Annotated in this window: 19 protein-coding genes and 2 riboswitches; of the genes, 17 read left to right on the plus strand and 2 right to left on the minus strand. The window is 41.3% G+C overall.

Annotation, left to right across the window (positions count from 1 at the left end; all coding sequences use genetic code 11):
- Window positions 1-35 precede the first annotated feature (35 nt).
- The 15 genes from thyA (at window position 36) to gcvPB (ending at window position 12,093) form a co-directional block, all read left to right on the plus strand.
- Window positions 36-944, plus strand: coding sequence for a thymidylate synthase (gene thyA, locus AC2EXB_RS09275; protein ID WP_483604584.1), 909 nt, complete (start codon window positions 36-38; stop codon window positions 942-944).
- An 11-nt stretch (window positions 945-955) separates the two neighbouring features.
- Window positions 956-1,180, plus strand: coding sequence for a hypothetical protein (locus AC2EXB_RS09280; protein ID WP_483604585.1), 225 nt, complete (start codon window positions 956-958; stop codon window positions 1,178-1,180).
- Between the two features lie 357 nt (window positions 1,181-1,537).
- Window positions 1,538-2,068: a hypothetical protein gene (locus AC2EXB_RS09285; protein ID WP_483604586.1), complete on the plus strand. Its 531-nt coding sequence runs from the start codon at window positions 1,538-1,540 to the stop codon at window positions 2,066-2,068.
- Window positions 2,069-2,081: 13 nt separating this feature from the next.
- Complete coding sequence (locus AC2EXB_RS09290) at window positions 2,082-2,462, plus strand: hypothetical protein (protein WP_483604587.1); 381 nt, start codon at window positions 2,082-2,084, stop codon at window positions 2,460-2,462.
- On the plus strand, window positions 2,459-3,028 hold the full coding sequence (locus AC2EXB_RS09295) for a metallophosphoesterase (protein WP_483604589.1): 570 nt from the start codon (window positions 2,459-2,461) through the stop codon (window positions 3,026-3,028). Before AC2EXB_RS09290 ends, AC2EXB_RS09295 begins: the two co-directional genes overlap by 4 nt.
- A complete protein-coding gene (locus tag AC2EXB_RS09300; protein ID WP_483604591.1) occupies window positions 3,029-3,541 on the plus strand; it encodes a dihydrofolate reductase in 513 nt (170 codons plus the stop codon).
- Window positions 3,542-3,704: 163 nt separating this feature from the next.
- Entirely contained in the window at window positions 3,705-5,390 is a 1,686-nt protein-coding gene (locus AC2EXB_RS09305) for a recombinase family protein (protein WP_483604730.1), read from the plus strand.
- A 314-nt stretch (window positions 5,391-5,704) separates the two neighbouring features.
- The gene (locus tag AC2EXB_RS09310; RefSeq protein ID WP_483604592.1) at window positions 5,705-5,848 is read left to right on the plus strand and encodes a hypothetical protein; all 144 of its coding nucleotides are present in this window, start codon (window positions 5,705-5,707) and stop codon (window positions 5,846-5,848) included.
- The gene (gene comGD, locus AC2EXB_RS09315; protein ID WP_483604731.1) at window positions 5,848-6,279 is read left to right on the plus strand and encodes a competence type IV pilus minor pilin ComGD; all 432 of its coding nucleotides are present in this window, start codon (window positions 5,848-5,850) and stop codon (window positions 6,277-6,279) included. The genes AC2EXB_RS09310 and comGD overlap by 1 nt, the downstream gene beginning before the upstream one ends.
- 25 nt (window positions 6,280-6,304) lie before the next feature.
- Complete coding sequence (locus AC2EXB_RS09320) at window positions 6,305-6,565, plus strand: hypothetical protein (protein WP_483604593.1); 261 nt, start codon at window positions 6,305-6,307, stop codon at window positions 6,563-6,565.
- Window positions 6,553-6,996 (plus strand): competence type IV pilus minor pilin ComGF, encoded by a 444-nt coding sequence (comGF, locus tag AC2EXB_RS09325; RefSeq protein WP_483604595.1) that lies wholly within the window; start codon window positions 6,553-6,555, stop codon window positions 6,994-6,996. Before AC2EXB_RS09320 ends, comGF begins: the two co-directional genes overlap by 13 nt.
- Window positions 6,997-7,196: 200 nt before the next feature.
- A complete protein-coding gene (locus AC2EXB_RS09330) occupies window positions 7,197-7,709 on the plus strand; it encodes a shikimate kinase (protein WP_483604597.1) in 513 nt (170 codons plus the stop codon).
- 141 nt (window positions 7,710-7,850) lie between these two features.
- Window positions 7,851-7,943, plus strand: a riboswitch (glycine riboswitch).
- 1 nt (window position 7,944) lies between these two features.
- A riboswitch (glycine riboswitch) is annotated at window positions 7,945-8,020 on the plus strand.
- A 112-nt stretch (window positions 8,021-8,132) separates the two neighbouring features.
- The gene (gene gcvT / locus AC2EXB_RS09335) at window positions 8,133-9,242 is read left to right on the plus strand and encodes a glycine cleavage system aminomethyltransferase GcvT (RefSeq protein ID WP_483604599.1); all 1,110 of its coding nucleotides are present in this window, start codon (window positions 8,133-8,135) and stop codon (window positions 9,240-9,242) included.
- 27 nt (window positions 9,243-9,269) lie between these two features.
- Entirely contained in the window at window positions 9,270-10,637 is a 1,368-nt protein-coding gene (gcvPA, locus tag AC2EXB_RS09340; protein ID WP_483604601.1) for an aminomethyl-transferring glycine dehydrogenase subunit GcvPA, read from the plus strand.
- Window positions 10,630-12,093, plus strand: a complete 1,464-nt coding sequence (gene gcvPB, locus AC2EXB_RS09345; protein ID WP_483604602.1) for an aminomethyl-transferring glycine dehydrogenase subunit GcvPB — start codon at window positions 10,630-10,632, stop codon at window positions 12,091-12,093. Before gcvPA ends, gcvPB begins: the two co-directional genes overlap by 8 nt.
- Before the next feature lie 58 nt (window positions 12,094-12,151).
- Here gcvPB and AC2EXB_RS09350 read toward each other — a convergent pair whose 3' ends face one another.
- Together AC2EXB_RS09350 and AC2EXB_RS09355 are read right to left on the minus strand one after the other, a co-directional pair.
- On the minus strand, window positions 12,152-13,423 hold the full coding sequence (locus AC2EXB_RS09350; RefSeq protein ID WP_483604604.1) for an AAA family ATPase: 1,272 nt from the start codon (window positions 13,421-13,423) through the stop codon (window positions 12,152-12,154).
- A 77-nt stretch (window positions 13,424-13,500) separates the two neighbouring features.
- The gene (locus AC2EXB_RS09355; RefSeq protein ID WP_052651746.1) at window positions 13,501-13,884 is read right to left on the minus strand and encodes a rhodanese-like domain-containing protein; all 384 of its coding nucleotides are present in this window, start codon (window positions 13,882-13,884) and stop codon (window positions 13,501-13,503) included.
- 77 nt (window positions 13,885-13,961) lie between these two features.
- Here AC2EXB_RS09355 and AC2EXB_RS09360 point away from each other — a divergent pair, with 77 nt between their 5' ends.
- Window positions 13,962-14,819, plus strand: coding sequence for a lipoate--protein ligase family protein (locus tag AC2EXB_RS09360; RefSeq protein ID WP_483604733.1), 858 nt, complete (start codon window positions 13,962-13,964; stop codon window positions 14,817-14,819).
- Between the two features lie 177 nt (window positions 14,820-14,996).
- On the plus strand, window positions 14,997-17,555 hold the full coding sequence (locus AC2EXB_RS09365) for a vitamin B12-dependent ribonucleotide reductase (RefSeq protein WP_483604606.1): 2,559 nt from the start codon (window positions 14,997-14,999) through the stop codon (window positions 17,553-17,555).
- The last annotated feature ends 13 nt before the right edge of the window (window positions 17,556-17,568 follow it).

The raw sequence follows: 17,568 nt of genomic DNA on the forward strand, positions 1-17,568 counted from the left end.
TATTATAATGAATGAAATTGAATGGAGAGATATGAATGAGTATTGCCGATAACAAATATAAAGAATTAATTTTAGACATTTATGAAAATGGATCGTGGAACAACTCAAAAGAAATTAGAGCGAAGTATGAAGATGGAATACCAGCTACAGCCAAATCCCTTTTGAATGTTCAACTGAAATACGATGGTAAAGAAGTTCCTATCCTTACTCAGAAACGAGTGCCATTAAAAGACCCTGTTAAAGAGATGTTGTGGATTTGGCAATTGAAATCAAATGTTGTAGAAGACCTGCGTAGTCTTGGAAGCAAGGTGTGGAATGAGTGGGAGTTAGAAGATGGAACAATAGGTAAAAGTTACGGATGGCAGCTTAAAAATAAGAAACGCAAAGTAAAAATTAATAAAGAAATTAGAGAAATGATTGTGAATGGAGAAGTTAGTACAACAATTGAAGATGGGTTTGACACTCATATTTATTTGGATCAAGTTGATTATCTTCTGTACATGCTTAAAACAAATCCTCACTCAAATCGAATTAAAACTACTCTATGGTGTGTAGAGGATTTAGATGAAATGGCTTTAGAGCCTTGCGTGTATGAAACTCATTGGCAAATTTGGGATGGTAAACTATGTTTAACTGTCAACATCCGCAGCAATGATTTATGTTTAGGAAATCCATATAACGTTTATCAGTATTATGTTTTACATCGTATGATTGCTCAAGTGAGTGGATATGAAACAGGAGAGCTATGCTTCAACATTGACAACGCTCATGTCTATTCTCGTCATTGGGACAAAGTCTTAGAACAAGTTGAAAACGAAAGCTTTGAAGCACCAGAAATCAAAATTAATCCTGATGTAAAGAGTTTCTATGACTTTACATTTGAAGATGTTGAGATAGTAAATTATAAACACAGCGGTTCGATTTCATATGAGATTGCAATTTAAGGAGAGATACTATGAAGGCAGCAATCTGTAAAGTAGATATATTCTATGAAGAAATGCCAGTATTCATTTACAACTCTAAAACAGATAGATATGAGCATGTATGGTCAAATGGAAACAGAATCATGTTCTATTCTAGAGAAGAAGTTGAGGATATTGAAGAAACTTCATCAGATTGGATCATTTTTGAGATTGACAGAGAAAATCAACAATATTCCAAGATTCAAGGAAATTTCTAAAAAGTGACATGCCAAAACTATGGGAAAATACGGCACTTTCGAGGACGGTTATTCCGATAAAAGGAGATTTATATTGGATAAGTAAATTATAAGGAAAAGAGGGTGAAATATGATTGAATTTATACTGTATACGTTTTTGTTGGTTTTGTTCCTATTTCTGGTGATGTGTTATTACAACTTTTTTAAAGTAACCAGAGAGATAAAGATTCTTTCGTTTAAAGAGATTAAAGAGTACGGACTTTTCGATATTAACATAGATATTTTTGGTAAAAAGTTCATCTACAAAAGCAAGAAAGAAGGAGTAAAATGAACGTTTTATTGGTTAAGTAGATTATATAAAGAAATGAGGAAAATATAATGGGAATGTTAATTTTAGCGGTAGTTTTAACTGTTGTGGCAGTAGTATATAGCATTATTTATTTTAAAAAAGATATGGGTTCGTGGTTTGGTATTGGTGAGGTTATTTTATCTCTATTGATTGGATTTGCAACATTTGTTTTTTCTATGCTTCTATTGTTTTTTGTTTCTTTTGCTTTCAATACTGAACATACAGAAACCCCAACAGAAATTATTCCGATTGTTGCTTTAAAGGATAATTCAAATATTAACGGTAGTTTTCTCTTAGGTTCTGGAACAATTAATGAAATTCAGAAATATTTCTATATGGTAGAAACAAACAAAGGTAAGCAAATGAGAAGTGTTGAGGCAAATAAATATGTCTATGTAAAAGAAGAAGCTATTGAAGAGCCAAAACTAGAAGTCTTTTCAGAAGTGTTTACTTCTAAGTTTGCAATTTTTATGTATGGGAAAGAAACAGGGTATAAAGAATATGTATTTCATATACCTGAAGGATCAGTTACAACAGAGTTTAATGTAGATATGGAATAGGAGAGATTCTAAGATGAATATTCTTACCAATTTGAATCAATTAGAAGGAAAGACGATTAAGCACATTAATATTGATGATAACTATGAATCAAACCTATTTATTCTTACTGAGGATAAGGCTGTGATGCTGCTAACTTTTGAAGCGTGGATGAATGATGGTGTTGCTTGCGTAAAGAGTAACCCTGTTACAGATGAATTAGATTTATTTATGGAAGCTGAACCAGAATTGTTTAGATATAGTGTTATCTCAGATAAAGAAGCAGAAGTATATAATCGTCAAATTTTTGAGCAATCTAGAATTGAAGCCGAAGAGATTGCAAGAGGAAACAGAGAGAAAGACTATCAAGAGTATTTAAGACTAAAGAAGAAGTTTGAGGTGGAATATAAACTATGACAGTATACTTTACATCGGATCATCATTTCTATCATTCTAATATATTAGAATTTGAAGATCGTCCTTACGAATCTATGGAAGAAATGCATCAGGGTTTAATTGAGGCTTGGAATAGCGTAGTTAAAAACGGAGACAAAGTTTATCATCTTGGAGACTTTTGCTTCGGTGGATATGATAAATGGGTTAAAATTCTTGAGCAGCTTAATGGAGACATATACCTAATTAAAGGTAATCACTGTCGTACTAAGATTATCAGAAAGCTATATAAAGAAGGATATTTAAAAGAACTTCATATGGTTGGAGAGTATATGAAAATTGATGGATACCAACTTAATCTAACCCATTATCCTCTAGCTATTGGATATCGGAGAAAGATGTATTCAATACATGGACATTTACACAACGGAGTAGGAGCAGAAGTGAATATGATCAATATAGGAGTAGATAGTCCTTTAAATTTTAATCGTCCCTTTGGTCAGCCTATTCATATCGATGAACTGATGAATTACATTGAATATATTAATCCACAAGTTGAAGAAAAATTCTTTGCGGAAAGAGGGAATTAATTGGCTATAAAACTGATTGTTGCAGTTACAGAAGATTGGGCTATAGGTTTTAAGAATGAATTACTATATCGTATACCGGAAGACTTAAAGAGATTTAGAGAATTGACTAAAGGGAACATCACCATATTTGGTCGACATACATTTGAATCACTACCCGTTCAGCCATTACCAAATAGAATCAATGTAGTATTGTCCAGAGATAAGAAATATGTTCCGCCACCAACAGTATTTAAAATGGATTCGGTTGAACACATCCTAAATCATTACAGTACCTCTAATGAATATGATAAAGACATTTACGTGTGTGGAGGATCAGGAGTCTATTCAGAGTTTATGAAACATGCAGATGAAGTATTAGTAACATATATCGAAGCTACAGCAGATAAGGCTGATACGTATTTTGATAGAGAGAGGCTAGAGGAGTTATTCTATATTGGTGGAATTGAGCATAACTATTGTGAAGAAAATGATTTGAAGTTTCATTATGTGACATATAAGAGGAAGCAGTTTTAAATTTGTCTTACTGAATTCTAATTAAGTAAACTATATTAAATTTATATATGATAAGATTGAAGGTGGGGATAATCCTTGCCTTTTTTTCTATGCTAATAGACAATTAGAATCAATAAAGGTGTAAAGCGTTTAACACCTAAACAGAGGAGGAGAACAATTGAAAATGAGAGCTGTTCTTTACACACGAGTTTCCACTAATAAAGAAGAACAAAAAAAATCAATGGTGAACCAGCGTGAGTTTTATGAAGATTATTGTAGCAGAAGAGGATATGAGCTTATTGATATTTATGCAGAAGAAGGAAGAACAGGTACAAACTCTCGTAGACCAGAATTTAAAAAGTTATTATTTGATGGAGGAGTAGACTTTCAGGAGAATCAAAGAGGTAGCGATATCTTTTATGAGTCTGATCGTAAGCCAAAGTTTGATATTGTAATTGTTAAAGATGCTACACGTTGGTCACGTAACTCGAACGATGGTAAGACAGCAGTTGAAAGATTATTAGCTAAAGGCGTTAATATCATTTTTGAAAACTCAGGTGTATCTACATTTGATAGCAACTGGGAAATGAATTTATCATTACTTTTTACAATGGCTCAGAATGAAAGTCACAATATGAGTAAACGTATTAAATTTGCAAAACAGCATAGCGCTAAAAGAGGAAGATATGCTCCTTCAAGAGTTCCTTATGGATATAAGAGAGATGAAATTGATCCAACTAAATTGATAATAGATGATGCCCAATCAAAAGTAGTGCGACTTATATTTGACCGATATTTAGAAGTAGGCAGCTCCATAATAGCTAAAGAGCTAAATGAGATGGATATCCCAACTAAATTAAATCACAAATGGACTCCTGATAAGATTACCCGTATCATTCAGAACACAATTTATACAGGTAAGGCTACTTTATCTAAGAGTCATAAACTATCTGTTACCGATACTAAACGTAGAAAATCAGATAAGAAAGATTACATTGTTATTGAAAATGCGGTAGAACCCATTATCGACTTACAGCTATTTACTAAAGCCAATGAAACGAAAGAACAGCGTATGAACGTAAATAAGAAGGTTGGTAGAAAACCAGCTAGAAATGATGCTTATCATGGTAAGTTAAAGTGTGAGAAATGTGGTAGCAACTTTGTTAGACATATTGGCAACGGAGGTAAAATCACATATATTTGCCAGAACCGGAGAAAAAATCTTGGCTGCACAGTTAGAGGAATAGCTATTAATAATTTAAATCTCCATTTAGATGAAGTTGAACTATCTAGTTTGCGAAATGGTATGGGGGATTCTTCATATTATTCAATCCTGAATAAGAAGATTGATGAACAGAAAAAGAAATTAGATATAACTAGAAATGAAATCAACGGTAATATAGAAGAAATTGAGAATGAAATGGAAACAATTACAGATAATTATATTAAGCTTCCAGAAGGCAATAAGATGAGAGAGCGATTAATATCTAGACTAAACGACAAAGATAAAGAGATTGAAGAATTACAGAAGAAACTTAGCAAGATGAATTTTGAAACAATCGATCTCTTGCAAGAAAAAGTTGAACAGAAGAAGAATATGATTGAAAATATATTCAAAAGAGATATTAAATCAAAAGAAGATAAAATTAAGTTGCTTCACAATATTGAAATTGGCGACTATGAGTTAAAGTATAGTTTTGCTATTCCTTCATTTGAAGAGGAAGTAGAGGAATACAATAAACTATTTAATCTTGATCCAATTAAAACCGAGATTCCATTTGTTCCATTCTCAAGCTATTTTAGAAGAAGCCATACTGAAGCTAGAGAAATGTGGGCAATTATAGATGAACAAAATCGTGAACAGGCATAATATTTTGAGCTATCTACTTTAAATAGTAGGTAGCTTTGTTTTTATTAGAATAACATTTAATTTAAAAATAGTTGTTTTTCTATTCTTTGACGGGATGTAAGGCATACTTCAACACCAACCATTAAATTCAATGAAATCAAAGGAATATCAAGAGGCTAAATTCAGCTAATTATTTCATGAGGTTTGAAAGCCCATATTTTTATAGTTTGAGAACGTGGAGATGAAATCTGAGTGCTATTTAGTATAATATATGCAATTGGCTGTTATAGTACTCATTTAGCCATATGGTCCAAGGCCAAGTCGAGTCTTACCGAATGGATGAGAAAGCGGTGCCGACAATGCCGAACCTTGTGGAAAAAGGCTATTTGAAAGAAAACGAGACAAGCTGCCCGAACGGTGACCCGGTATCGATTTCAACGGCTGGCGTCGTAACGACATCTAAAAAAGGAACGCCATAATCAAAGGCGAACAGGGCTTTACGTTGATTGAAATGCTGTTGGTGCTGCTCGTGCTGATGACTGTTACAGGCATTGCGATTCCAAGTTACCGGGCGTTTGAAACTGAAAGGGACGAACAGCGCTATTTCGAATTGCTTCAGCAGGATATTTACTATGCCCAAAGTGAAAGCTACCGGTCCAAGGCGCCGGTCACGGTCGTCTTCAGGGAAGTCAGCCATTCAAGCGAAGTTGTACAAACTTTCAGAGGGGCGCTTTCAACGAGGAAAATGCCAAAAAGCGTCCAATTAAAAAAATCCAGCAACCTAAAAGAAATTCACTTTACCGGAAACGGTTCGGTTTCCGGGTCCGGCACGATGAATTTTGAAACGAGTGCTGGAGATAAATCCATAGTCGTCCATTTGGGTAAAGGGAGGGTGGTTTTTTCTGAATGAAAAAGGGGTCTCCTGGGCAGAAACCATGCTCAGCCTGTTCATGTTTTTTATCGTATTTGGAACGCTCTTGCCGACGTTCCAATACACACAGCAAGCCATGCATTTGAAAAAAGAAAAGATGATCGCTTATGAGACGATGCATGAAGGGGCGAAACAACTAGCGAGCGGGACAATGTCGGGTCAAAGAAAAGTGGAAGGCACCGTTTATCGATGGGAGTTCTCAGGGGATTTATGCGTCAGTTATGAAAACTATAAAGAACAACAACAAACCGTATGCTTAAATTAAATCCGTTCAATGAAAATGGCTTTACTTTTCTGGGATCGCTTTTCGAGCTCATCATTCTAATGGCGTTTCTTCCATTAATCGTTCTTTTCTTCAGTCTCATGATTGCTTTTGAAAAAGAAACCGATGCCGGCAATGCGGAATGGCATTTGTTTTCTTACGAACTGCAAAGTTATTTAACAAAAGTCGATTCAATCGAAGTCATCAACAATGGCAGCGGAATAAGAGTGATTCAAGATGAAGTGGAATACGATATCGAACTGTATGGGAATTTAATCCGTAAGCAGAAATTCAGGCAAGGGCATGAAGTGATGGCTACTAAATTGAAATCCAGCTCTTTTCGAATGGAAGGCACCAACTTGACGCTGTTTGCAGTATTCGCAAATGGCCGGTCAGTGGAGGCAGAATATGTTTATACGTATGCTGAAAAATGAAAAAGGGGCATTGTATCCGATTTCGCTTGTGTTTTTTATGTCGGCTTTAATCCTGCTTTCCCACAGTCTCGCCTTATACACGGTCCATTATAAAACATATGACGGATTGGAAAATATGCATAGACATGCTACTATACAACTACTAATGGAAATTCAGAAAAATAAAATACCTGAACAGTAGGGTGGCATTGGGTGGTAGGATGAAAAGAATTTATTTGATCGGATTCATGGGCTGCGGCAAAAGCGCTGTTGGCAGAAGGCTCAGCTTTTTAATGAAACTGCCTTTCTACGACATGGATAAAGAAATTGTACGGCAAACAGGAAAAACGATTCCTGAAATCTTCGACCAATACGGTGAAGAGCATTTTAGGAATCTGGAAACAGAGTTTTTGCAGAACTTCAACCATAACAGGTGCATCATTTCGACGGGCGGCGGTGTGGCTATGAAAGAACGCAATCGAAAAATCATGCGGGAAACCGGACTCGTCTTGTTTTTGGATGCCCCTTTTCGAGAAATTTGGCGGCGGATCCACAAAGATCCCAACCGTCCGATCGTCAGGGATTCCACAAGAGAAGAAATTGAAGCGATGTTCAAATCGCGCTACCGGACATACAAAGCTGCTGCCCATATCACCATCCGCACAGAATTTCGTACCTTGCGGCAAATTACACAGTATGCAGCCTTTCAAGCAAATCGCTTGAAAGGCGAATGATTCGAATGTTTATATACGGAATGTTCGTTTTTAACAACTTAATGGAAAAAAGTTTGCGCTTACGCCAATTCAATGTTAGGATATAGTCAAAGTTGTACTATTCAGTATAACGTTTTGGACCAATCAAATTGATTTGGGCGGATGATTGTACGGGGAGAGAACGCGAAAGCGTCGCCGAAGGAGCAAACGACAAAATGTCGTGAATCTCTCAGGCAAAAAGACTCGTACGGGACGCATCTCTGGAGAATGCTGCATGCAGCTACCAAAGAGGAAAGCCGTAAAGGTAAACTTTCAGGTTCCAGGACAGAGATTTCCCTTATTAAAGGGGAATCTCTGTCCTTTTTTTCATGGCGAAATGCTAGTCTGAAGTGAATTTTGACGGACTCGCCATGCAAAGGATCTGACAAATAAGGAGGAAGTTGAATGGCAGAACTTACAAACCAATTACAGCGAACACCACTTTTTGAATCTTATGCAAAGCATGGCGGAAAAACCATCGATTTTGGCGGATGGGAACTGCCGGTGCAATTCTCAAGCATTAAAGAGGAACATGAAGCGGTGAGAACAAAGGCCGGACTTTTCGATGTTTCCCATATGGGCGAAATTTTCGTCACAGGCAATGACAGTTTGGCTTATTTGCAGCAGCTCGTTACCAATGATGTTTCCAAAATCCAAAATGGGCAAGCCCAATATACAGCTATGTGCTATGAAGATGGCGGCACAGTCGACGATTTACTGATATACAAAATAGAGGATGCCCATTATTTGTTGGTTGTCAACGCTTCGAATATTGAAAAAGATTTTGAATGGATGCAAAAAACAGTTTTGGGTGACGTGAAATTGGAAAACCATTCAGCTGATTATGGCTTACTTGCTTTGCAAGGGCCGCTCGCAGAGAAAATCCTTCAACGGCTTACGGAAGAAAATTTAGCTGAAATCAAAGCCTTCCGCTTTAAAACGGATGTTTCAATCGATGGACATTCTGTCATTGTGTCACGGACAGGCTACACCGGTGAAGACGGTTTTGAAATCTACGGGAACCCGCAAGCTGTAGTTGCACTTTGGGATGCATTATTGGCTGAAGGTGCAGAAGACGGCCTTGTTCCGTGTGGTCTCGGTGCACGTGATACGCTGCGTTTTGAGGCATGCTTAGCGCTTTACGGACAAGAGCTTTCCGATGATATTACACCTTTGGAAGCCGGATTGAATTTTGTGGTGAAATTGAACAAAGAAGAGTTTATGGGCAAAGAAGCCCTAGCTTCACAAAAAGAAAATGGCATACCAAGGAAATCCGTCGGAATCGAAATGATTGATAAAGGAATTCCGCGCCACGGCTATGCGGTTTACTTGAATGATGAAAAAATCGGCGAAGTCACAACCGGTACGCAATCGCCGAGCTTGAAGAAAAATATTGGTTTAGCCCTGATTTCCAAAGAACATGCGGAGCTTGGAGCAGAAATTGAAATCGAAATCCGCAACAAGCGCTTGAAAGCGAAAATTGTCGAAACGCCATTTTACAAACGCTCAAAATAATTCAATTTGAAAAGGGGTCAGCACTCAATGAAACATCGCTATTTACCAATGACGTCTCAAGACGAAAAAGAAATGCTGGAAGCTATCGGAATCGAATCAATTGATGAATTGTTTGCAGATATTCCTGAGAAAGTCCGCTTCAAAGGAGAATACAAGATTAAACCGGCTAAATCCGAGTCTTCTTTGACAAAGGAATTGGCTGCTCTCGCTGCTAAAAACGCGGATTCCAATCGCTTTGCTTCTTTCCTCGGAGCCGGTGTATATGATCATTACAAACCGATCATCGTCGACCATGTCATTTCACGTTCTGAATTTTATACGGCTTACACACCGTACCAGCCTGAAATTTCCCAAGGTGAATTGCAGGCGATTTTCGAGTTCCAGACAATGATCAGCGAATTGACAGGCATGGATATTGCCAACTCTTCCATGTATGACGGCGGAACGGCCTTAGCGGAAGCGGGAATGCTTGCAGCTGGCCATACACGCCGCAAGAAAATTCTCATCTCACGTGCTGTCCATCCGGAATCCCGTGATGTTGTCCGCACCTATGCGCTTGGACAATCCATCGAAGTAGAAGAAATTCCGTTGAAAGACGGCCATACTGATTTGGAAGCTTTGAAAAACATGATCGACGATAATGTCGCAGCGGTGATGATACAGTATCCGAACTTCTTCGGCCAAGTTGAAAACTTGAAAGAATTGGAGCCGGTCATCCACGAGGCAGGAGCGCTATTTGCAGTATCCGCAAATCCGCTTTCACTCGGCGCATTAACGGCTCCTGGGAAATTAGGTGCTGATATTACAGTCGGCGACGCACAGCCTTTTGGAATCGCTGAAGCATTCGGCGGCCCACATTGCGGTTATTTCGCAGTGACCAAAAAATTGATGCGTAAAGTACCTGGCCGTTTAGTCGGTGAAACGGTCGATGAAGATGGTCGCCGCGGATTTGTGTTGACTTTGCAAGCGCGCGAGCAGCACATCCGCCGCGATAAAGCGACGTCGAATATCTGTTCAAACCAAGCCTTGAATGCACTCGCCGCTTCTGTTGCGATGACAGCTCTCGGGAAAGTCGGAACAAAAGAAATGGCAGTCCAAAACATTACGAAAACACATTATATGAAACAGCAACTTAATGGAGCCGGTTTCGAAATTCCATTTAGCGGCGCTCATTTCAATGAAGTCGTTGTTAAAGTCAATGCACCGATCAAAGAATTGAATGCGGGCTTATTAGCAAAAGGAATTATTGGCGGATACGATCTTGGCCGCAGCTACGATGAATTGGATGGCCATATGCTCGTATGTGTTACGGAACAGCGGACAAAAGAAGAAATCGATGCATTTGTGCAGGAATTGACTGCGAAAGTGCAAGAAGTGGGGGCTACTCATGCATAAGGACAATCAACCGCTCATTTTTGAAATGACAAAAGAAGGCCGCATCGGCTATAGCCTGCCGGACTTAGACGTGCCGGAAATCGATCTTGCCGAGCTATTTCCGGAAGAATTAGTGCGCGATGAAGCAGCGGATCTTCCCGAAGTTTCCGAACTGGATATCATGCGCCATTACACTGCATTATCTAAACGCAATCACGGTGTGGACTCTGGATTCTATCCGCTTGGCTCATGCACCATGAAATACAACCCGAAAATCAATGAATCGGTTGCGCGGTTCCCTGGGTTCGCAAATATCCACCCATTGCAAGAGGAATCGACAGTCCAAGGTGCATTGGAATTATTGTTTGATCTTCAGGAACATTTAAAAGAAATTACCGGAATGGATGAAGTGACGCTTCAGCCTGCTGCAGGTGCACACGGCGAATGGACAGGCTTGATGATGATCCGGGCATACCACGAGTCAAGAGGCGATATGAAACGCACGAAAGTCATTGTTCCCGATTCAGCACACGGGACAAACCCCGCTTCTGCAACCGTTGCCGGATTTGAAACCGTAACGGTGAAATCGAATGAACACGGCCTCGTTGATTTGGAAGACCTGAAACGCGTAGTCGGTGAAGATACGGCTGCTTTGATGTTGACCAACCCGAACACGCTTGGTTTATTTGAAGAGCAGATTCTCGAAATGGCTGCCATCATCCATGAAGTCGGTGGGAAATTGTATTACGACGGCGCTAACTTGAACGCGGTTATGTCAAAAGCACGTCCAGGAGACATGGGCTTTGACGTTGTCCACTTGAACCTGCACAAGACCTTCACTGGCCCTCACGGCGGCGGTGGCCCGGGATCGGGTCCTGTCGGCGTGAAGAAAGACTTGATTCCGTACTTGCCAAAACCTGTGCTTGTTAAAACAGATCAAGGCTTGACGTTCGACTATAACCGTCCGGAATCCATCGGACGCGTGAAGCCGTTTTATGGCAACTTTGGCATCAACGTCCGGGCATATACGTATATCCGTTCAATGGGACCAGACGGCTTAAAAGCTGTAACGGAATATGCGGTCTTGAATGCCAACTACATGATGCGGAAATTGCAGCCGCATTTCGACTTGCCGTATGATCGTCATTGCAAACACGAATTCGTGTTGAGCGGCCGCCGCCAGAAGAAACTGGGCGTTCGTACATTGGATATGGCAAAACGCCTGCTCGATTTCGGCTACCATCCGCCAACGATCTACTTCCCGTTGAATGTGGAAGAAGGCATGATGATCGAACCGACTGAAACAGAATCCAAAGAAACCTTGGATGCTTTTATCGACGCGATGATCCAAATCGCGAGAGAAGTGGAAGAAAATCCGGAAATCGTCCAAGATGCACCGCATACGACGGTCATCAAACGTTTGGATGAAACACAAGCAGCCCGCAAGCCGGTGCTCCGCTACACTAAACCAGAATAGAATAAAAACAAAATGCAAAAAAAGCCCGATGGAATTTTTCCATCGGGCTTTTCACTGTTTAAAAACCGATTGTGGTATCTTGTTCAACCCAATCGTTCTGCTGGGTGCGCTTGTTTTGCTTTTGCAATTCTCGGATGCTGTTTTCATAGTTGGAATCGCCTTCGTAATGCCAGTTCAGCGCTGAAGACATATACAATTCATTCATCTGCGAAATGGAAAGCCCTTTGCTCAGTTCAGCCATATGCTCCAGCTGGGAATCGGTGAAAATCGATTTGACATCGAGTTTTTCCAAGTAGGATTTTCGCAATTCTTTATTTGGCGATGGAATTTCATACGCCCTGTCAAAGCGCCCTGCGCGGTTGATCAAGGCAGGATCGATTTTTTCCGGATAATTGGTCGTCCCGATGATAAACAAGCCCTCGCGTGATTGTGTGCCGTCTAAGGTGTTCAGGAAGACCGATCGGGTGAACTCCGGCATGGAATCGATATCTTCAATGACCATGATGGCGGGGGCTAAGCGGGATACAATGCCGAAAACTTCCTGAATCGTGTAGCTGTTCGTGTATTCTGTGATTTGCCAGTAGATGACGGGTGCATTGGTCGAGCCTGTAATGGACTTGACCAGCGTCGTTTTGCCGTTCCCAGGGGCGCCGTACAACAGGATGCCGCGTTTATAAGGAACGCCGTACTCTTTGAAGAATTGGCCGCCGTCTTTGAAAAATTCATCGATGGAGCGGAAAATATCCGTTTTCACTTTTTGTTCCAGCATAACGTCTGCGCGGGAAACGATCGCCATCTCTCCATAATTCCGGCGTTTCACGCCTTCTTCCGTATCGACAAGGAAAGTGATATTGTTCATCAGGGCTTGGCGCACCATTTCGTTGGCGTGTTCAAGAAATGAAAAGGCATCTTCTACGGACTTGGCAAAGCATTGAAATTCGGGCCAGCTGTTTTCAGAAGAGGTGAAAAAAGGTATCTGCGCAAGAGCGACATCATAGCCAGGAAAATAAATTAAGCGGTTTTCAAAAGTCTCCTGGATTTTAATATGGCCTTTATCATTTGCATCGGACACGTTAGTGATTTTGCCGAGAGGTTTGGCTTCATATATATAAGAGAGCGTATCGTAAGGCAGATGGCCATTTTCCATCATGTCGAGTAGGTGCGTGCTAAGCTGGATAACGGGCTCTGAGATATCGATCTGCTTCCATTGTCCATTCGAACGATCGTTTAGTATAGAAAAGATCTTTTCTGAAACAATGGAAAAAGCGGCGTAATAAGGCAGAACTTCCTGAACTTCAATCGTATTCGGAAATAGGATGGGTATTTTCATCTGTAGCCTCCTGTAGTTAAATGATGACGAGCTGATTAGTAGAAAAAAAGCCTTTCCGGGATGGAAAGGCTTTTTGATTAGGATTTAGACTTGATCTTACCGGTCCATTGCTTGAAACCGCCTTGCAATTGATACAATTGCGTATAACCTTGTTTTTTAAGGAATAACGCCACACGGCCACTGCGTGCGCCATTTTGGTCGTAAAGGTATACAGGTTTATCTGCGCGGATTTCTTTGTAGCGCTGGCGCAATTGGGATTGCGGCAAGTTGCGAGCCCCTAAGATATGGCCGCCTGCGAATTCTTTCGGTTCACGGACATCAATCAGCTGAGCTTTCCGATATCCCTCGATAAATTGCTCTTGAGTCAAAGTAGTGACAGCTTTCTTGATGCGGTAATAGGAAATAACCGCAAAGATAATGACGATCAATAATACGGCTAAAATAACATACAGAAAATCCATTGTCTTGCCCCTTTCTCTTCTACTTCTATTATAAAAGAAGGAGTGACTCTTATTCAATGGCAATGTTACACTTATTAATGGATTTAGGAGGCGATCTTGTGAAATATGGACGATGGTTTTTTATAAATTCAGGGTATTGCAGCCCTTCTTATAATATGGCGCTTGATGAAGCCTTATTGAATTGGCATAGTGAAGGATTGATACCGCCGGTTATCCGGTTCTATGGATGGCAGCCGGCCGCCTTGTCGATCGGCTATTTTCAAAAAGCGGAAACGGAAATTGACTTAGAGCGGGTGAAAGAGCTCGGCCTTGGATTTGTCAGGAGGCCGACAGGAGGCAGGGGTGTTCTGCATGAACATGAACTGACTTATAGCATCATCGTCAGCGAGGAGCATCCGGATATGCCTGAAAGTGTCACGGAAGCTTACCGGATTTTAAGCGGCGGATTGCTGGAAGGATTTAAAAATTTGGGCCTCGATGCTTATTTTTCAGTCCCGGATACCGCAGAAAAACTGGCAGACCTGAAAAAGCCGAAATCCGCGGTTTGTTTTGACGCACCGAGCTGGTATGAGATGGTCGTCGAAGGAAAGAAAGTGGCAGGCAGCGCTCAAACTCGCCAAAAAGGCGTGATTTTACAGCATGGCGCCATTTTAATCGATCTGGATGCTGAGAAGTTATTGTCTTTATTCCGCTTTTCAGACGCTGGAGCCAAGGAAAAAATGCGGCTCAAAATACCGGAAAAGGCCGTATCGATCAATTCCTTGCGCAGCTATCAAGCGACGATGGACGAGTGCATCGAAGCCTTTAAAGAGGGCTTTCGGTCATCTCTCGAAATCGAGTTGGAACCATACATATTGACTTCGGAACAAATGGAATATGTCAAGAGCTTAGAGAAAGAAAAATACGCATCTGATTCGTGGAATTTCAGAGCGTGAGGAGACTTTTGACTCATTTTCAAAATGGAAACCTTGCTGCATTCGGCTTTGCAGGTTTCTTAAGCTTTTAACTATAATTTTGTTATTTAAAAAAGTTTCAATATCTAGTATGATGGGAAATGTAATAATACTATATATAGTGTTTGACCCCATATAATATAAAGGAGGAATTGTCAAATGGTTTCCGTTGCACAATCCCAATATACACTTGATCCAAATTTATTAAACAAGGATATTCAGCTGTTTCCGCAAGTCCATGAAATTACGCCGGATATGAAAACAACTCATAAAGGGGTTTCCCGCCTGGTCATGATTGACCGCTATTCTTTTAAGGATACGGCTAAGGCAACGCTAAAAGCAGGCGATTTTGTGGTGCTTACTGTTAAGGAAGATCCGAAATTCCCTGCGCGCGGCCTCGGCTATATCGTTTCAGTCGACAAAGAGGCAAATACCGCCAAAGTGTGGATTGAGGAAGATTACCGGAGTGCTATCGACAAAGAAGACGAAATCACGAGCGGCATTGTCAATCGTTCATTGGATGTCATTGAAAAACCTTTAGAGGTTTACTATGAGCAAATCGCGAAACGCAATGCAACAGGGCTCGCATCTGTTGAACAAACAGCTGAAAAACGCCAGGAATGGTTTGAGAAATTCTACAAGCAATTAGTGGATTTAAAGTTCATTCCGGCAGGTCGCGTTCTTTACGGTGCAGGCGCTGATACGGATGTTACGTATTTCAACTGCTACGTGATGCCATTCGTAGCTGATTCGCGTGAAGGCATTTCTGACCACCGCAAACAAGTGATGGAAATCATGTCGAGAGGCGGAGGCGTCGGAACAAACGGTTCGACATTGCGTCCGCGCAATACGCTGGCGCGCGGAGTAAACGGCAAATCATCTGGGTCGGTTTCATGGCTCGACGATATTGCGAAATTGACGCATTTGGTGGAGCAAGGCGGATCTCGCCGCGGCGCACAAATGATCATGCTTGCTGACTGGCATCCGGATATTGCTGAGTTCATCATCTCGAAAATGCAGAATCCGCGCATCCTGCGCTATTTGATCGAAAATACGAATGACGAGACGATCAAGAAACTCGCTCACGAGAAACTGAAATTCAAACCGCTTACTCAACAGGAAGAAGCGATGTATCAAGGAATCTTGAATTACCGGGCAATTCCTGGAATGGGCGGATTCAATGAAAAAATCATGCGCGATGCGGAAACGAAGCTGCGTGACGGCGGTACTTACACGGTCCATAATGAAGAATTTTTGACAGGTGCAAATATTTCCGTAACATTGACGGACGATTTCATGAAGGCAGTCGAAGAAGACGCTGACTTTGAACTTCGCTTCCCGGCAGTGGAGTCTTATTCAAAAGAAGAAATGGCTGTTTACAACGAACAATGGCATGAAATCGGAGATGTCCGCGAATGGGAGCGCATGGGACACAAAGTCCGCACATACCGGACAATGAAAGCCCGCGACCTTTGGAATTTGATCAACGTCTGTGCCACTTACTCAGCAGAACCGGGCATTTTCTTTATCGATAATGCCAACGAAAAAACGAATGCCCGTGCTTACGGACAAAAAGTTGTGGCAACCAACCCGTGCGGCGAACAGCCGCTTGCCCCGTATTCAGTCTGCAACTTGGCAGCGGTAAACTTGGCGCAATTTGCGGATCCGAAAACAAAGCAAGTGGATTTTGAAGCACTGAAAGAAACCGTGCGCGTCGGTGTTCGCATGCAAGATAACGTAATCGATGCAACGCCGTATTTCCTCGAGGAAAACCGTGTCCAGGCTCTTGGCGAACGCCGCGTCGGACTAGGCGTCATGGGCCTTGCAGATTTACTGATCTATTGCGATAAGGAATACGGTTCCCCGGAAGGCAATGAACTGGTCGATGAAATTTTCAAGACGATTGCCATCGCAGCCTATGAACAATCAACTGAACTTGCAGCAGAACGCGGAAGCTTCCCGTTCCTAATCGGCAATACAGATGAAGAAACAGCAGCGCTTCGCAAAGCTTTCACTGAAACAGGCTTTATGCAAGGGATGCCGGAAACGGTCCGTGCGTCGATTCTCGAAAACGGAATCCGCAACTCTCATTTATTGACGGTTGCACCGACCGGATCGACCGGAACAATGGTAGGCGTTTCAACAGGACTAGAACCTTATTATTCCTTCACGTACTACCGCAGCGGCCGCCTCGGCAAGTTTATTGAAGTAAAAGCGGATATTGTCCGTGAATACTTGAAAAACAATCCGGATGCAGATGAAGAAAATCTTCCAAAAGCATTTGTTACGTCGATGGATCTAGCTCCGGAAGCGCATGCGGATGTCCAGTGCATCATCCAGCGCTGGATCGATTCATCCATCTCTAAAACCGTCAATGCACCACGCGGCTATACAGTCAAACAAGTGGAAGGCGTTTATGAGCGTCTTTACAAAGGCGGCGCTAAAGGCGGAACGGTGTATGTAGACGGAAGCCGTGATTCACAAGTCTTAACGCTGAAAGCGGAAGAAAACACATTTGAAGAAGACCATCAGGAAGATGTTAAAGGGAAGCGCCCTATCGTCCTTATTGATACCATTCAAGATTTGCGTTCAACAAACGTGACAATCGGTTCTGAAGTAGGCGACACTTGCCCTGTCTGCCGAAAAGGGACTGTTGAAGAAATGGGTGGCTGCAACACTTGCACAAACTGCAATGCGCAGCTGAAATGCGGATTGTAAGTTCGATTCATAA

This window comes from Planococcus alkaliphilus, assembly GCF_057031095.1.

What these genes read in the sequence shown, in the direction of transcription:
- AC2EXB_RS09355 (WP_052651746.1), bottom strand. Translation starts at nt 13,884, where the DNA reads ATGGATTTTCTGTATGTTATTTTAGCCGTATTATTGATCGTCATTATC.
- gcvPB (WP_483604602.1), top strand. Translation starts at nt 10,630, where the DNA reads ATGCATAAGGACAATCAACCGCTCATTTTTGAAATGACAAAAGAAGGC.
- AC2EXB_RS09330 (WP_483604597.1), top strand. Translation starts at nt 7,197, where the DNA reads ATGAAAAGAATTTATTTGATCGGATTCATGGGCTGCGGCAAAAGCGCT.
- AC2EXB_RS09280 (WP_483604585.1), top strand. Translation starts at nt 956, where the DNA reads ATGAAGGCAGCAATCTGTAAAGTAGATATATTCTATGAAGAAATGCCA.
- gcvT (WP_483604599.1), top strand. Translation starts at nt 8,133, where the DNA reads ATGGCAGAACTTACAAACCAATTACAGCGAACACCACTTTTTGAATCT.
- AC2EXB_RS09305 (WP_483604730.1), top strand. Translation starts at nt 3,705, where the DNA reads ATGAGAGCTGTTCTTTACACACGAGTTTCCACTAATAAAGAAGAACAA.
- AC2EXB_RS09350 (WP_483604604.1), bottom strand. Translation starts at nt 13,423, where the DNA reads ATGAAAATACCCATCCTATTTCCGAATACGATTGAAGTTCAGGAAGTT.
- AC2EXB_RS09365 (WP_483604606.1), top strand. Translation starts at nt 14,997, where the DNA reads ATGGTTTCCGTTGCACAATCCCAATATACACTTGATCCAAATTTATTA.
- AC2EXB_RS09295 (WP_483604589.1), top strand. Translation starts at nt 2,459, where the DNA reads ATGACAGTATACTTTACATCGGATCATCATTTCTATCATTCTAATATA.
- AC2EXB_RS09360 (WP_483604733.1), top strand. Translation starts at nt 13,962, where the DNA reads ATGGATTTAGGAGGCGATCTTGTGAAATATGGACGATGGTTTTTTATA.
- AC2EXB_RS09290 (WP_483604587.1), top strand. Translation starts at nt 2,082, where the DNA reads ATGAATATTCTTACCAATTTGAATCAATTAGAAGGAAAGACGATTAAG.
- gcvPA (WP_483604601.1), top strand. Translation starts at nt 9,270, where the DNA reads ATGAAACATCGCTATTTACCAATGACGTCTCAAGACGAAAAAGAAATG.
- comGF (WP_483604595.1), top strand. Translation starts at nt 6,553, where the DNA reads ATGCTTAAATTAAATCCGTTCAATGAAAATGGCTTTACTTTTCTGGGA.
- AC2EXB_RS09310 (WP_483604592.1), top strand. Translation starts at nt 5,705, where the DNA reads ATGGATGAGAAAGCGGTGCCGACAATGCCGAACCTTGTGGAAAAAGGC.
- AC2EXB_RS09285 (WP_483604586.1), top strand. Translation starts at nt 1,538, where the DNA reads ATGGGAATGTTAATTTTAGCGGTAGTTTTAACTGTTGTGGCAGTAGTA.
- thyA (WP_483604584.1), top strand. Translation starts at nt 36, where the DNA reads ATGAGTATTGCCGATAACAAATATAAAGAATTAATTTTAGACATTTAT.
- AC2EXB_RS09320 (WP_483604593.1), top strand. Translation starts at nt 6,305, where the DNA reads ATGCTCAGCCTGTTCATGTTTTTTATCGTATTTGGAACGCTCTTGCCG.